This window comes from Thermus sp. (assembly GCF_056332225.1).
Genome location: NZ_JBWGQW010000005.1, coordinates 49,242 through 62,238, shown reverse-complemented (window position 1 = coordinate 62,238; position 12,997 = coordinate 49,242). Strand labels below are relative to the sequence as shown.

Sequence of the window (12,997 nt, the reverse complement as noted above, 5' to 3'; positions counted from 1 at the left end):
GGCCAGGATGTTGACGTTTATCTGGGCGTAGACGTAGTCAATGGGTTCGCTGGCGGACTGGGTGCTCTGGGCCCTGAAGTTGAAGCCCACGCTCACGGGAGAGGCGTTGGGCTTAAGGGTCACCACGGCCAGGTACTTGAAGGTGCCGCCGGCGGGGACCATGCCGGTGTTGGTGATGGGAGCCCCGTCGGGCACACCGTCGTCGTTGGCGTCGGCGTAGAAGAGCACGTTGTCCACTTGGTCGAACTTAGACACCTCCTGAACGGAAAGCTGGTAGTTGTCCGCCAAGCGGTTGGGGTTGAGGTTGTCCACCCGAAGCCGGTAGACCACGGAGGCCCCGGGGTTGGCGGTGGTGGTGGGAATAGCAGGACGAGAAGTGGCGGGGTCGTCAGAGGTGTTGGTGGAGCCAGATGCCTTGCTGTGCGTGTAGGTGCCGGAGCCGTCAAGGCCACCGTAGATGTCCAGGCGGAAGCCGTCATTCACCTGGCTCACGGTGTCCGTGGTGGTGTCGCTCTTGGAGGTGTCCCCCACGCTGGTGGCGGTGACGGTGAGGCTCACGGCCGTGGTGCTCGTGTAGGTGCTGGGGATGGCGCACTTCAGGGCGAAGTCGTAGGTGCCGCCCACCGCCACCGGGCCCACGGGGCCGGAGATGGGGGTGGTGAGGTCGTCGGCCACCAGCTGGCAGGCCCAGCCAGAGGGCGCCCCGGTGTAGGAGAGGGTGAAGCTATCCCCCGTGTTCCCCGTGTTCTTGAGGGTGTGGCGGAAGGTGACCGTGGTGCCCGAGTTGGCGGTGGCGATGGTCTGGGTGTCGCCCGAGCGGGTCACGGTGTAGCCGCCCGCGGGGTAGGAGCCGGTTGCCCCGCCCTCGGGGTGGCCGTAGGGGCCCACGGCCACGCTGTAGCTCGCGCCCACGGTGTTGGTGGTGGAGTTGGTGGTGAGGGTTTCGCCGGGGTCGTCGGCGTCGCCATCGCCGTTGGCGTCAAACCGCACCGTGGCGCTGTTGCTGTAGGTGGCTCCGGCGGAGGCGCTTGTGGGCACCTGGGCCTGGAAGCTGAAGGTGTACTGGGCGCCCACGGGGAAGAAGGCCCCCGTGCCCTCAATGAGCATGCCGATCTTGATGGTGCCGTTTCCGGTGAGTCCGCCAGTGGGAAGGGAAGTGAGGGTCCGCCAGCCGGACCCGTCGTCATCGTAGATGATGCGGACCGTGCCGGCCCCGGCGGTGCCGGTGGGCATGGCGCTCACCGTGAGGCCCGTGGGCAGGACGTCGGCGATGAGGATGCCCGTTTTAGAGGTCCCGTCCACGGTCACGGGGATGCCGTAGACGGCGCTACCGCCCACGTTCTGCCCGGAGATGGTGTAGGTGATGGTGTCGCCTGGGGCCACGGCGCCCGAGGGGCTTGCGGCTTTGCTCGCGGTGAGGGCGCCGGCGGTGGTGGCCACGGCCCGGGCCCAGTTGTCCGTGTCGGTGGACCCCCCCGCGGAGGTGCCCCGGAGGTTCAGGTTGCCGTACTTCCCGTTCGTGGCGGTGGGATCCACCGTGGCCACCACGAGAAGGCAGGCCTGCTGGCCCATGCCGAGGGTAACCGATGGGATGGGGGTGGCCTCCCCGGCGTCCAGGACGCCGTTGCAGTTGGCGTCCCGGTAGATGGTGGGGCTTGAAAGGTCAAAGTCATCGGCGGTGCCCTGCTCGGTGCTCCCGATGATTAGGTTGATGGTGTCCGTGCCGTTCCCGTTGTTCTGCACCAGGTAGGTGAAGACCACCTGGCCCCCCGGGAGGGCGTTCTTGGTCTGGCCGGGGTTTGCCTCGTCTGGACCGTTGGGCGTGATGCTGAAGGCGTAGACCTGCTGGACCAGGGTGGTCACCAGGTTGGACGTGGTGGTCCTGGGCTGGCCCGCGGAGTCAATGTAGCTTGCGGAAGCCTGGTTCTGGATGGCCGTGCCCGCCGGGGTCATGGCGTAGGCCAGCCCCAGGAGCAACGCCCCAAGGAACAACCATACGGCTTTCGTCCTCATCTCTCAACCTCCTTACCTCACAACCGTCCTAAGACTGACCGAAACCTTGGCCCCCTTGGGAAGAAGGGGGACGACCCAGCGGACGTGGGTGTACTCTTCCGGCTTCACCTCCACCTCCTTCTCCACCTCCTTTCCGCCTTCCACCACCCGGACCCGCTTCTTGAGGGGGGGCAGGCCGAAGGTCTTCCCCCCGTCAAAGCTGAACTCGGGCCTGAGGGTGGCACCCCCCACCTGGAGGGGCTTGGCGCTCCCCTCCAGGTAGTAGGTCTCCTTGGGAATGGGGATGACCAGGGCCACCTGGCGGAGGTCGCCCTGCGAGCGGTTCTCCGCCAGGAGGCGCCACTCCAGGACGTCCCCGGGCTTCACCGCCGGGGGGTTTTCCTCGTAGACCTCTTTGCCCTCTACCACCTTGACCAGGTAGGGCCGGAGGTCCAGGCCCAGGGCCTGGGCCAGGGCCACGGCCAGGGCGAGAAGGGCAAAACCCAAGAGCGCTCTCCGCATATCTCCCTCCTATAACTAAAGGATACAGGAACCTGTGAAAGAGCTGTGAAAACCTGAGCCCGGCGGGGCCTCGAGGAGGCGGACCTGGTCCTGGACGGTCTGGGGAGGGGCGGTTTACCCTCCTGACCACCGCGACCTTATGCTTGCTCTAAAATGCCCCCATGGCCTGGGTAGGCGCTTCCTCGCCGTGGGGGTTTGAGATTCGGGGAGAGGGGCTCGTCTGCTCCGTGGACGCCCGCGGGGTGCGGGTGACGAGGGGGCGGCGCGGGGCGGAGTCCCTCGCCCTCGTCGCCCTTCTCCTCGCCCCCGCCCTCGTCCTCCTCGCCCTGGGGAAGGAAAAGGCCCCTTACCTCGCCCTCCCCGCCCTCCTCCTCCTCGCCCCCCTCGCCCTCCGCTTCGGGGCCATGAGGCGCTGGCACGGGGCGGAGCACAAGGTGGTGGAGGCCCTCCTCCTCGTGGAGGAGGGGGTGGAGCCGGAGGAGGCCTGGAGGCGGGCCAAGGCCCTCTCCCCCGCCTGCGGGACGGTGGCGGTGGGGATCTCCCTTCCCATCGCCCTCGCCCTCTTGGCGATCTATCCCCCCCTCGCGCCCCTCGCCGTCCCCCTGGGGCTCTTCCTGCACGTGAAGCTTCCCCGCTCCTCCCCCTTGAGGCTTCCGGGGCTCCTCCTGGAGAGGCTCTTCGTGGCGGAGCCGGGGCCCCTGGAGGAGGCCCGGGCGCGGGAGGCCTTCCAGCGCCTCGCCGCCCTTCTCAGGGAACGCGGGTAGGATGGCTCAAAACTTGCACCCCCCGCATATCCTGCATAAGCACGCGCCCCGTTTGCGTTAAGAGAACAGACCGTATCGTGTGGCTATGCCACGCACCAGCAAACGCCCCCTCCCCCGCCACATCCTCCGCATCAGCGAAAGGCGGGGGGAGCTCGGCCTCACCCAGGAAGAACTCGCCCGCATGGCAGGCTTCTCCACCAGCCTTATGGCCAAGATCGAGCGCCAGAAGCCGCGCGTGCCGCCGCGCCTCCTCCCCCCGACGAAAGGGGAGAAGCCGGTCCTCCCTCCGGTAGGCCAGCCCCGTGGTGTCCGGGGGAGGCGCCGGCGCTTGGCCGGAAGGCGCTTCCTCCTCCGGCGAGGATTCCGAGGCGAGGTGGGCCTCCAGTTCGCGGACAAGCCTCTCCAGGAGGGTTTCTAAGAGCTGAAGGTCCAGGTGCTCGAGGGCGTAGCGGGCCAGGGACTGGTGGGAAGGGAAGGGCCTTTCCATCAGGAGGGCCAGGTAAAGGGCGTGGCTGTAGCGCCAGGGGCGGCCCCGCTTGTGGGTGGAGCCACCTCTTGGGCCAGGCGTAGGCCGTGGGCGAGCACCTCCTTGGGGCTTGGTTCCCTGCGAGCAAAGCCTCTCTTGCCTATCAGGAGGGAGATATACACCCGTCGCCCCAATCTTTGCAAGGCAAGCCCACGTAGCCTTCTGGTGGACCGGGGGGAGTCGGGGTACCGGAACCTTTTTTGCGCGGGGGCCGCATCCTCTTACATGGGGGAGGGGAAGCGGGGCCACCAGGAACCCCTGGGCGGGAACCTCAGGCTCCTTCTGGCCCACCGGGAGGGCACGCCCCTCCGGGTTTTCCTCAGGGAGGCCCCGGGGAGGTGGCGGGACCTAGGCTTCTACCGGGTGGAGGGGTGGCGGTACGCCCTTTTGCCGGAGGAGGGGCGGTACGTTTATGGGTTTACCCTCGCGCCAGGTGGATGCGAAGAAGCCCCTTGAGGGTGAGGTCCTCGTCCACCACGTCAAAGGAGGGGCAGATGGGCTTAAGGGTTTCGGCAAAGCCCCCGGTGGCGATGACCAGGGCCTCCCCCGCCTCCTCCTTGAAGCGGCGCACCATGCCCTCCACCAGGGCGGCGTAGCCCAGCACCAGGCCCGAGCGGAGGGCCTCGAGGGTGTTCTTCCCCACAGCCTGCTTAGGCGGTACCAGGTCTATGCGAGGGAGCTTGGCGGTGCGGGCGGCCAAGGCGTCGGCGGCGGTCTGGGGGCCGATGGTGATGGCCCCGCCCAGGTAGCGGCCCGGCGCCTCCACCAGGTCAAAGGTGGTGGCGGTGCCGAAGTCCACCACGATGTAGCGGCCCGTGGGGCTTTCGTAGGCCAGGGCCCCCACGGCGTTCACCAGGCGGTCGGCCCCGGCCTCCTTGGGGTTGTCTATGAGGACCTCGAGGCCCGTGGCCTCGGCGTCCACGATGTCGGCCTGGATGCCGAAAAGCCTTTCTATGGCCCTTTTCATCTCCCGCTCCACGGGAGGGACCACGCTGGCGAGGAGGGCGGCCTTGGGGGGCGGGAGGTCCTCCAGGGCGAAGAGGTTTTTCAGGATGACCCGGTACTCGCTTTCCATCCGCATCCTTTCGGTGTGGATGCGGAAGTGGGCCACGAGGCGCTCCCCCTCAAAGAGGCCGAGGGCGGTGGAGGTGTTGCCGATGTCCACCGCGAGGAACATTACCCTTCCCCTTCCTCCCAGGGCTCCAGGACCACCCGGGTGGTGATCTCGGCGTTGAGGTTGGCGGACGCGGAGCAGTACTTGGTGTGGGAGAGGTGGACGGCCCTCTCCAGGGCCTCGAGGGTCACGTTGGGCCCGGAGGCGATGTGGGTGACGGTGATGCGGGTGTAGCGCTTGGGGTGGGTCTCGGCCCTTTCCCCTTCCACCTCCACCCGGTAGCGGGAGAGGGGCTGCTTCTTCTTCCTCATGATGTCCACCACGTCGTAGGCCGTGCATGCCCCCAGGGCCATGAGGAGGAGCTCCATGGGACGGGGCCCGGTGGAGGGCTCGTCCCCATCCACCATCACCTTGTCCCCCCTCTCGTTCACCCCCAGGAAGCGGTGCCCCACCAGGTTGTAGAGGACCACCTTCTTCGTCATGAGCTGGATTTTACCAGACCCTCATCCAAGCCGCTAGAATGGGGCCTGAATGCGGTGGCTTTGGAGCCTTTGCTTCCTATGGAGCTTCGCCCTGGCCTTCCCCAGGGTGGGAGTCCACGAGGGCTTTACCCGCCTGGTCTTTGACCTGCCCTCGGCCGGGGTGGCCTACCGTCTGGACCAGGAGGGCGGCCTGCTCACCCTTTTCTTCTCCGGCCTCAGGGCCGAGGCTCGGGACCTCCTGGTGAACTCCCCCGAGGTGGCCTCGGTGCAGGTGGTGCCCGAGAAGGGGGGGGTGCGGGTCCTGGTGCGCCTCAAGGCCCTGGTGGAGGTGAAGGCCCAGCGCTACGCCGATCCCGAGCGCTTGGTGCTGGATCTGAGCCTGAAGAAGGCCAAGGATCCGCCCTTGCCTTCCTCCTCTCCGCCCGCAAGGCGCGCCCCTAAGCCCCCCAAGCCCGTGGTCCTCCTGGACCCGGGGCACGGGGGGATAGACCCCGGGATGGTGGGCTACGTGGTGGAGAAGGAGGTGGTCCTGGACGTGGCCCACCGCCTAAAGCGTCTCCTCGAGGCCGAGGGGATAGAGGTGCGCCTCACCCGCGACCGGGACGCCCACCTCTCCCCGGATAAACGGGAGGACCTCTCCCGGAGGGCGGCCATGGCCGACAGCTCCCGGGTGAACCTTTTCATCTCCATCCACGTGAACGCCTTCCCCACCCGCACCGTCCGAGGGGTGGAGGTCTACTTCTTCGGCCGGGCCCAGGACCCGAGGGTCGTGGCCCAGGTGATCCGGGAAAACGGCGGCGGGGAGCTGGGCAAGCGCCTCACCGAGGAGACCAAGAGCGTGGCCGAGCGCATCCTTTCGGACATCGTGGCCCAGGCCAACCAGCGCTACAGCCAGCGCCTCGCCGAAACCCTGGGCCGAAAGCTCTCCCAGGCCACGGGAAGCCCCTACCGGGGGAGCTTCCCCGGGGACCTCTTCGTCCTCCGCTACGCCAAGGTGCCGGCGGTCCTGGTGGAGATCGGCTTCGGCGACCACCCGGCAGAGGGCAGGCGCCTTCGGGAGGCGAGCTATCGGGAAAAGGTGGCCCAGGGGCTTCTTTCCGGCATTCTCAGCTTTCTGGCCAACGGGGCCTTCGCCCGCTAGGGCCTGGGGCAGGGCCCCTTGCCGGGCGGGGGGACCTCCCGGAGGGAGGTTCCACCCAAAGCCGCCCCACCGCCACCTCGCCCAGGCCCGCGAAAAGGGCCGAGCCGAGGAGGGTGGAGAGGAGGACACACGAAGGCATGGGCGCTAAAAGGGAAAGGCCTTTAAGGCTTCCCCCGCCGTGGAAAAGCGGGCCTCGGGCCGTTTGGCCAGGAGGCGCTCCAGGTATTCCCGCTCCTTTGGGGCCAGGTCCGTCAAGGGGGGGACGGCCCCCTGCAGGTGGCCCAGGAGGACCTCCTCCGGCGTCCCCACGAAGGGGTGCTCCCCGGAAAGAATCCAATAGAGTATGACTCCGGCGGCGTAGACGTCGGCCTCCGGCCCAGGGCTTCGCCCCAGCACCTGCTCCGGGGCCAGGTAGGGCAGGGTGCCCACCCGCAAGGGCTTTTTGAAGGCCTCGAGGGCCGGACCCGAGAGGTCAAAGTCCAAAAGCCTCGCCTCGTCGGTGCCGGCCACGATGAGGTTTTCCGGCTTCACGTCCCGGTGGACCAGGCCCTTCTCGTGCATGTGGGCTAAGGCCTCGAGGAGCTGCCGGAAAACGAGGAGGGCCCGCTTCTTCCCGGGGCGGCGGAGCATCCAGCGGTCCATCTCCTCCCCCGGGGCGTAGGCCAGGAGGAGGGCGGGGCCTTCCTCCAGGTTTAAAGCCTCCAGCACCGGGTTGAGGTTGGGGTGGGAAAGCCGCTTCCCCACCCAAAGCTCCCGGTCCCGCCGGGCCTCGGTCCCCTTGGGGAAGACCTTGAGGGCGTAGGGGGTACCGAAGGGGTCAAAGGCCAGGTAGACCGTGGCCAGCGCCCCCTGGCCCAGAGGACGCACCACCCGGTAGCGCTCAAGGAGGGTCTTCCCCGCCAGGCTCACCGCCTCCACTATACCCGCCCCTCACCTCTTTCACCTGGGAGCCGTTAGGATTTTCCCGTGCGCGGTCTGGCGTTTTCCGGAGGCGGGGCCCGGGGCCTCGCCCACATCGGGGCCCTGGAGGTTTTTTTAGAAGCTGGCCTGGACTTCCAGGTGGTGGCGGGCACCAGCATGGGGGCCATCGTGGGGGCCCTCTTCGCCGCGGGGAAAAGCCCGGAGGAGATGCTGGCCTTGGCCCGGAAAACCCCCTGGCTGGGCCTTCTCGGCCTTTCCCCCAGGGAGGGGGTTTTCTCCCGCAGAAAGCTCAAGGATTTTCTGGCCGAGCACCTGCCCGAAACCTTTTCTGGGCTCAAGCGGTCCTTGGTGGTGACCGCCGTGGACGCGGTCTCGGGGAGGCTGGTCTTCCTGACCCAGGGGGAGCTGCCGAGCGCCGTGCTGGCCTCGGCCGCCTACCCCGGCCTTCTGGCCCCGGTGGAGCGGGAGGGGAGGTTTCTTTTTGACGGGGGGGTGCTGGACAACCTGCCCGTGGACGCCGCCCGCCTCCTGGGGGCGGGGGAGGTCTACGCCGTGGACGTGACCCCGGAAAGGGCGGTGGAGGAGGTGCCCCGGGGCCTTCTCGCCCTGGCCCGGCGGGCGGTGGACCTGATGCAGGTCCACCTCACCTCGGTGCGCCTCACCCTCTACGCCCCGGAGGTCTACGTCCGACCGAGCCTCCAGGGGGTGGGCATAGAGGACTTCCGCCGCCTCGAGGAGATCGTGGAGGCCGGCCGCCAGGCGGCGCGGGCGGCCCTTGCTAAAGTGGGAGGGGTATGAAGGCTTTTTGGGAGTACCTGTTCAAGGAGTGGTTCCGCCAGGTGGGGGAGGCCCTCCTGGTGGCCTTTTTGGTCACCACCTTCGTCTTCACCACCGTGGGGGTGGTGGGCCAGAGCATGTTCCCCACCTTGATAAACGGGGAGAGGGTCCTGGTGCCCAAGTGGGAGACCTGGCTGGTGCGCTTCGGCCTAACGGAGTGGCGCCGGGGAGAGATCGCCATCCTGAAGCCCCCGGAGGGCACCCCCTTCGCCACCGCCCGCTTTCCCGTCTTAGGCTTCTCCTTCCGGGCCTTCTTCATCAAGCGCATCGTGGCGGTCCCCGGGGACGAGGTCTACGTGGAGCGGGGGGTGGTGTACGTGAACGGGAAGCCCCTGGCGGAAACCCACATCACCGATCGCCTTTCCCCCTGGCCCGACTCCTTCCCCGGGGTGTGCTACAAGGAGGGGCGGATGACCCGGATCATCACCCAGCAGGGGGACTTCCCCGTGGAGCTCCTCCCCGCCTACCTCAGGCCCCTCAAGGAGATGCTCCTCCCTCCCTCCAAGGAGGTGCTGGACCGGAGCCGACTGGAGGAGTCCTGCGAGGTGGGCCGCATCAAGCTGAGGAAGGGCTACTACTTCGTCATGGGGGACAACCGCACCCTCGGGGGTTCCGAGGATTCCCGCACCTTCGGCCCCGTGCCCCAGGAGGCTATCGCCGGGCGGGCGAACTTCGTGTGGTGGCCCCTCTTCGTGCGGGGCGAGGGGGGGTTCCGCCTCAACCTCCGCCCTCTTTCTCCCCCTCCGGCCTATCTGGAGGTCCCTCCGGGCCGGTGAGCACGACCACCACGAGCCTCCCGGGTCCGTGGACCCCCTTGACCATCACCTGGCCGATGTCCGCGCTCTTGGAGGGGCCGGAGTGGAGGCCGAGGGCGGCGGGGAGGGCTTTGAGGTCCTCCAGGGCCTCGAGGAGGGTCCCGTACACCCTCCCCGCCTCCACGAAGACCAGGTGGATGGGGGGGAGGAGCTGGACCCTTCGGCCCTCCTCGCTGGAAAGGGCCACGCTCCCCGTCTCCGCCACGGCGAAGAGGGCGTAGGAGAGGCCCAGGGGGGCCTCCTCGGGGGGAAGCTCGGGAAGGGGGGGCCTGAGGTCTTCGGGAAGGGTCTTGCCGAAGGCGGCCCCGGGAAGCCCCTGGGCGAGGCTTAGGGCGAAGGAGCGGGCCTCCTCCCGGGGAAGCCTTTCGGCCTCGGCCCCGTTCTCCTTTAGGCGCCTAAGGAGGAGGTCCACGGGGTCCAGGGGGAGGGGGGTGTGGGGGTGCTCGGGGAGGAGGGCCTTGGGCCTTCCCCCCAGGGCGCGCCGCACGCGGGCGAGGATGCGGGTCCTAGGGTCCATCCTCGGCCTCCTCCACCTCCTTCCAGAGCTCGTGGAAGGGCCTGGGGCTGGGCTTCAGGGGGCCCCTGCCCTCGGTCCAGGCCTTGAGGAGGGGGAGGAGGTCCTGGGGCAGGGGAAGCCCCCTCAGGCCCTTGGAGAAGAGGCGGTAGAGGGCGGGGCTTTCCATGACCTTGCGGAAGGCCCGCATGGCCGCCCCCTCCCAGGCGGGGGTGAGGCCCTCGGCCACCGCCCGGTGCCGCCAGGCGAGGAGGAGCTTGGGGATGGGGATCTTCACCGGGCAGGCCTCATAGCAGGCCCCGCAGAGGGTGGAGGCGTAGGGCAGGGGGTAGGCCTCCTCCAGGCCGAGGAGCCCGGGGTCCAAAACCGCCCCGATGGGCCCCGAGTAAACATAGCCGTAGGGGTGCCCCCCGGTCTGGCGGTAAACCGGGCAGGCGTTGAGGCAGGCCCCGCAGCGGAGGCACCGCAGGGTCTCCCAGGCCTCGGGATCCTGAAGGAGGGCGGTGCGCCCGTGGTCCACCAGGACCACGTGCACTTCCTCGGGGCCCTCCTCCCCCGCCCTGGCCGGGCCCTGGAGGAGGGAAACGTAGGTGGAAAGGCGCTGCCCCGTGGCCGCCCGGGCGGTGAGGGGGAGGAAGAGGGCGAGGTCGGCGGAGCGGGGAAGGAGCTTCTCCAGCCCCACGAAGGCCACGTGCACCCTGGGGAGGCTCGTGGAGAGCCTGATGTTCCCCTCGTTTTCCATGAGGGCCAGGGTCCCGGTCTCCGCCACCAGGAAGTTGGCCCCGCTCAGGCCGAGCTCGGCCGAGAGGAAGGCCTCCCTAAGCACCCGCCGCGCCACCTGGGCCAGGGCCTCGGGGGGGGCGTCCGGGGGGGTGCCGAAGCGCTGGTGGAAAAGCTTCTGGATCTCCTCCAGGGAGAGGTGGATGGCGGGGCCCACGATGTGGCTTGGGGGCTCGCCCAAGAGCTGGATCAGGTACTCCCCGAGGTCGGTCTCGTAGACCTCCACCCCCAGGGCCTCGAGGAGGGGGTTCACCCCGAGCTCCTCGGTGAGCATGCTCTTGGCCTTCACCGCCCGCTTGACCCCGTGCCTTTGGACGATCTCCCTGAGGACCCGGTGGGCGTCCTCGGGGGTCTCGGCCCAATGCACCTGGACGCCGTTTTCCCTAAGCCGCCTTTCCGCGAGCTCCAGGTAGTGGTCCAGGTGGCTTAGGACGTGGTCCTTCACCGCCTTGGCCCTCTCCCGCCACTCCCCGATGGGGACCTCGGCGTAGGCCTTAAGGCGGTTCCTCTCAAAGTGGAGGGTGGCCCCGGTGACCGCCTCCCGCACCCCGGGCTTTTCCCGGAGGAGCCTTGCCGCCTCCTTGGGGTAGAGCCTGGCCTTAGCCCGCATACGCCTCCCAGAGCAGGGTGGCGAGGGGGGCCACCCTGAGGTTTTTGCCCTTTTTGCCCAGGCGCCCCGCGAGGTGGAGGAGGCAGCCCGCGTCCGTGGAGGTGAGGACCTCGGCCTCGGGTAAGGTGGCGAGCTTCCGGTCCGCCATGGCCAAGGAGACCTCGGGGAGCTTCACCGAGAAAAGCCCCCCGAAGCCGCAGCACTCCTCTCCGGCCTCCCAGGGAAGAAGCTCCGCCCCGGCGTTTTGGAGGAGGAGAAGGGGCTCTTCCCGCACCCCAAGCTCCCTCAGGGCGTGGCAGCCGTGGTGGTAGGCCACCTTCCTCCCCTTAAGCCCCTCCCCGAGCCTCTCCACCCCGAGGACCCGCACCAGGAACTGGGAGAGCTCGTAGGTCTTCTCGGCCATCGCCAAGGCCTCCCGGTTTCCGGGAAGGAGCTCGGGGTAGTGGTTCTTCACCATGCTGGCGCAGCTTCCCGAGGGCAGGACCACGTACTCCGCCTCGGCGAAGACCCTTAGGGTGCGCTTCGCCAGGGGCCTCGCCTCCTCCCAGTACCCGGCGTTGAAGGCGGGCTGGCCGCAGCAGGTCTGGCCCTCGGGGAAGTCCACCTCCACCCCCAGGGCCCTAAGGAGCCGCACCGCCGCCACCCCGGCCTCGGCGTAGAACTGGTCGGCCAGGCAGGTGATGAAGAGGGCCACGCGCATTTGGCCCTAGCATAAGCCCTACTCCTCCTCCAAAAGGGGTAGCCGCACCCTAAAGACCGTGCGCCTGGGGCGGCTTTCCACGGAGATATCCCCGCCGTGGGCCTTGGCGATGGCCCGGGCGATGGCGAGGCCGAGCCCCGTCCCGCCCCCGGGCCCCCGGGCGAAGCGCTGGAAAAGGTGGGGGAGGAGGTCTTGGGGGATCCCGGGCCCCGAGTCCTCCACCTCCAGGAGGGCGTGGCCTTCCTCCCGGCGCACCCTTACCTGCACCCCCTCCTTCCCCGCGGCCCGCACCCCGTTGGCGACGAGGTTGCGAAGCATCTGCAAGAGGCGGTCGGGGTCGCCCAGGACCTCGGCTTCCTCTCCCCGGAAGGCCACCCCGTGCTCCCGGGCGGCCTCCTCCGCCAGGGCCTTCAGGTCCACGATGTGGGGGCTGAAGCGGAAGCCCGCCTCGCCTTGGGCCAAGGCCAAGAGGTCCTCCACCAGGCGGCGCATCCTCTCGGCGGTGGCCCGGGCGGTGCGGAGGGCCTCGAGGTCCATGGGGTTCCGCCCCAGGCGGTCCAGGTGGCCGAGGAGGACGGTGAGGGGGGTGCGGAGCTCGTGGCTGGCCTCGGCGAGGAAAGCCCGCTCCCGCTCCTTGGCCTCCTTGAGGGCGGAGAGGAGGGCGTTCACCGTCTCCACCATGCGGCCGAACTCGTCCTTTGGGAGGGTGAGGGGCACGGGTTCCAGCCGCTCGGGGCTCCGGGTGGCGATCTCGCGGGCCGCCACCTCCAGGGGCCGCGTGGCCAGGCGGGCGGTGAGGTAGACCAGGATCACCCCCAGGGGGAAGAGGAGGAAGAAGGCCTCCAGAAGGGCCCGCCTCAGGGCGGCCAGGGTGGCCTCAATGGGGGCCGCCTCGGCGGTGAGGACCAGGAGGCCCAAGGGGGTGCGCACCACCGCCGCCAGAAAACCCCGAGCCCAGAAGGCCCTGGGCTCGGGCCCCGCCTGCCGGAGGGCCTCCCGGGGCAGGCGGTGGTCGGGGCGGGTGAGGACCAGGGGCTCCCCGTCCTCGGCGTAGAGGTGGAGGTACACCCCCCCGGTAGTGAGGAGGGCTCCGGACCGACCCTTCTGGTAGGCCTCGGCCACCGTGCGGGCGTCCTTTAGGAGGGTGGCCTCGAGGTGGCCCTTGAGGGCCCCTTCCACCCCCCGCCCCGCCAGGTACAAGGCTCCCCCCAGGAAGAGGAACCAGAGGAGGCTGAAGGCCAAGAAGAGGCGGGTGCGGAAGGAGAGCACCGAAAACCCC

At 68.9% G+C, this 12,997-nt stretch carries 14 protein-coding genes and 2 pseudogenes; 6 read left to right on the top strand and 10 right to left on the bottom strand.

All coding sequences use genetic code 11. The annotated features are described in order from the left end of the window. Positions 1-2,013, bottom strand: a 2,013-nt coding sequence (locus tag AC01Y6_RS02205; RefSeq protein WP_476670031.1) for a hypothetical protein, incomplete at its 3' end; no start/stop codon positions are given. A 12-nt stretch (positions 2,014-2,025) separates the two neighbouring features. After that, a complete protein-coding gene (locus AC01Y6_RS02200; RefSeq protein ID WP_476670030.1) occupies positions 2,026-2,514 on the bottom strand; it encodes a hypothetical protein in 489 nt (162 codons plus the stop codon). A 161-nt stretch (positions 2,515-2,675) separates the two neighbouring features. Between AC01Y6_RS02200 and AC01Y6_RS02195 the strand changes: the two genes are divergently transcribed. Further along, positions 2,676-3,278 carry a hypothetical protein gene (locus AC01Y6_RS02195; RefSeq protein WP_476670028.1) on the top strand — a complete coding sequence of 201 codons (603 nt, stop codon included), beginning with the start codon at positions 2,676-2,678 and terminating at the stop codon, positions 3,276-3,278. 85 nt (positions 3,279-3,363) lie between these two features. Further along, positions 3,364-3,465: pseudogene (locus AC01Y6_RS02190) on the top strand (helix-turn-helix domain-containing protein); the annotation flags it as partial. A 30-nt stretch (positions 3,466-3,495) separates the two neighbouring features. Here the strand turns inward: AC01Y6_RS02190 and AC01Y6_RS02185 are convergent. Then, a pseudogene (locus AC01Y6_RS02185) lies at positions 3,496-3,674 on the bottom strand (IS5/IS1182 family transposase); the annotation flags it as partial. A 226-nt stretch (positions 3,675-3,900) separates the two neighbouring features. Between AC01Y6_RS02185 and AC01Y6_RS02180 the strand changes: the two are divergent. Further along, complete coding sequence (locus AC01Y6_RS02180) at positions 3,901-4,260, top strand: SRA domain-containing endonuclease (protein WP_476670027.1); 360 nt, start codon at positions 3,901-3,903, stop codon at positions 4,258-4,260. Here the strand turns inward: AC01Y6_RS02180 and AC01Y6_RS02175 are convergent. Both AC01Y6_RS02175 and AC01Y6_RS02170 read right to left on the bottom strand, forming a co-directional pair. Beyond that, positions 4,223-4,981, bottom strand: a complete 759-nt coding sequence (locus AC01Y6_RS02175) for a type III pantothenate kinase (RefSeq protein ID WP_476670026.1) — start codon at positions 4,979-4,981, stop codon at positions 4,223-4,225. The genes AC01Y6_RS02180 and AC01Y6_RS02175 overlap by 38 nt on opposite strands. Continuing rightward, a complete protein-coding gene (locus AC01Y6_RS02170; protein WP_347241900.1) occupies positions 4,981-5,400 on the bottom strand; it encodes an OsmC family protein in 420 nt (139 codons plus the stop codon). Before AC01Y6_RS02170 ends, AC01Y6_RS02175 begins: the two co-directional genes overlap by 1 nt. A gap of 49 nt (positions 5,401-5,449) precedes the next feature. Between AC01Y6_RS02170 and AC01Y6_RS02165 the strand changes: the two genes are divergently transcribed. Further along, entirely contained in the window at positions 5,450-6,541 is a 1,092-nt protein-coding gene (locus AC01Y6_RS02165) for an N-acetylmuramoyl-L-alanine amidase family protein (RefSeq protein ID WP_476670025.1), read from the top strand. A gap of 144 nt (positions 6,542-6,685) precedes the next feature. Here the strand turns inward: AC01Y6_RS02165 and AC01Y6_RS02160 are convergent, their stop codons facing one another. Beyond that, entirely contained in the window at positions 6,686-7,459 is a 774-nt protein-coding gene (locus AC01Y6_RS02160) for a serine/threonine-protein kinase (protein ID WP_428720796.1), read from the bottom strand. 48 nt (positions 7,460-7,507) lie between these two features. On the opposite strand from AC01Y6_RS02160, the gene AC01Y6_RS02155 reads away from it, so the two are divergent. Both AC01Y6_RS02155 and lepB read left to right on the top strand, forming a co-directional pair. Continuing rightward, positions 7,508-8,260: a patatin-like phospholipase family protein gene (locus AC01Y6_RS02155; RefSeq protein WP_347241903.1), complete on the top strand. Its 753-nt coding sequence runs from the start codon at positions 7,508-7,510 to the stop codon at positions 8,258-8,260. Then, entirely contained in the window at positions 8,257-9,075 is an 819-nt protein-coding gene (gene lepB, locus AC01Y6_RS02150) for a signal peptidase I (protein ID WP_347241904.1), read from the top strand. The genes AC01Y6_RS02155 and lepB overlap by 4 nt, the downstream gene beginning before the upstream one ends. Here lepB and AC01Y6_RS02145 read toward each other — a convergent pair. Genes AC01Y6_RS02145 through AC01Y6_RS02130 form a run of 4 tightly spaced genes read right to left on the bottom strand, consistent with a single transcriptional unit; the run spans position 9,017 to position 12,987 of the window. Continuing rightward, entirely contained in the window at positions 9,017-9,631 is a 615-nt protein-coding gene (locus AC01Y6_RS02145) for a LutC/YkgG family protein (RefSeq protein WP_476670023.1), read from the bottom strand. The two genes, lepB and AC01Y6_RS02145, sit on opposite strands and share 59 nt — an antisense overlap. After that, the gene (locus AC01Y6_RS02140) at positions 9,621-11,018 is read right to left on the bottom strand and encodes a LutB/LldF family L-lactate oxidation iron-sulfur protein (protein WP_476670022.1); all 1,398 of its coding nucleotides are present in this window, start codon (positions 11,016-11,018) and stop codon (positions 9,621-9,623) included. The genes AC01Y6_RS02145 and AC01Y6_RS02140 overlap by 11 nt, the downstream gene beginning before the upstream one ends. Further along, positions 11,008-11,718, bottom strand: a complete 711-nt coding sequence (locus tag AC01Y6_RS02135) for a (Fe-S)-binding protein (RefSeq protein WP_347241907.1) — start codon at positions 11,716-11,718, stop codon at positions 11,008-11,010. The genes AC01Y6_RS02140 and AC01Y6_RS02135 overlap by 11 nt, the downstream gene beginning before the upstream one ends. Positions 11,719-11,736: 18 nt before the next feature. Beyond that, positions 11,737-12,987, bottom strand: coding sequence for a sensor histidine kinase (locus AC01Y6_RS02130; RefSeq protein ID WP_476670021.1), 1,251 nt, complete (start codon positions 12,985-12,987; stop codon positions 11,737-11,739). Positions 12,988-12,997 lie beyond the last annotated feature (10 nt).

Excerpts from the sequence above, each read along its gene's own strand:
- AC01Y6_RS02200 (WP_476670030.1), bottom strand. The coding sequence starts at position 2,514 with ATGCGGAGAGCGCTCTTGGGTTTTGCCCTTCTCGCCCTGGCCGTGGCC.
- AC01Y6_RS02195 (WP_476670028.1), top strand. The coding sequence starts at position 2,676 with ATGGCCTGGGTAGGCGCTTCCTCGCCGTGGGGGTTTGAGATTCGGGGA.
- AC01Y6_RS02175 (WP_476670026.1), bottom strand. The coding sequence starts at position 4,981 with ATGTTCCTCGCGGTGGACATCGGCAACACCTCCACCGCCCTCGGCCTC.
- AC01Y6_RS02170 (WP_347241900.1), bottom strand. The coding sequence starts at position 5,400 with ATGACGAAGAAGGTGGTCCTCTACAACCTGGTGGGGCACCGCTTCCTG.
- AC01Y6_RS02165 (WP_476670025.1), top strand. The coding sequence starts at position 5,450 with ATGCGGTGGCTTTGGAGCCTTTGCTTCCTATGGAGCTTCGCCCTGGCC.
- lepB (WP_347241904.1), top strand. The coding sequence starts at position 8,257 with ATGAAGGCTTTTTGGGAGTACCTGTTCAAGGAGTGGTTCCGCCAGGTG.
- AC01Y6_RS02145 (WP_476670023.1), bottom strand. The coding sequence starts at position 9,631 with ATGGACCCTAGGACCCGCATCCTCGCCCGCGTGCGGCGCGCCCTGGGG.
- AC01Y6_RS02140 (WP_476670022.1), bottom strand. The coding sequence starts at position 11,018 with ATGCGGGCTAAGGCCAGGCTCTACCCCAAGGAGGCGGCAAGGCTCCTC.
- AC01Y6_RS02135 (WP_347241907.1), bottom strand. The coding sequence starts at position 11,718 with ATGCGCGTGGCCCTCTTCATCACCTGCCTGGCCGACCAGTTCTACGCC.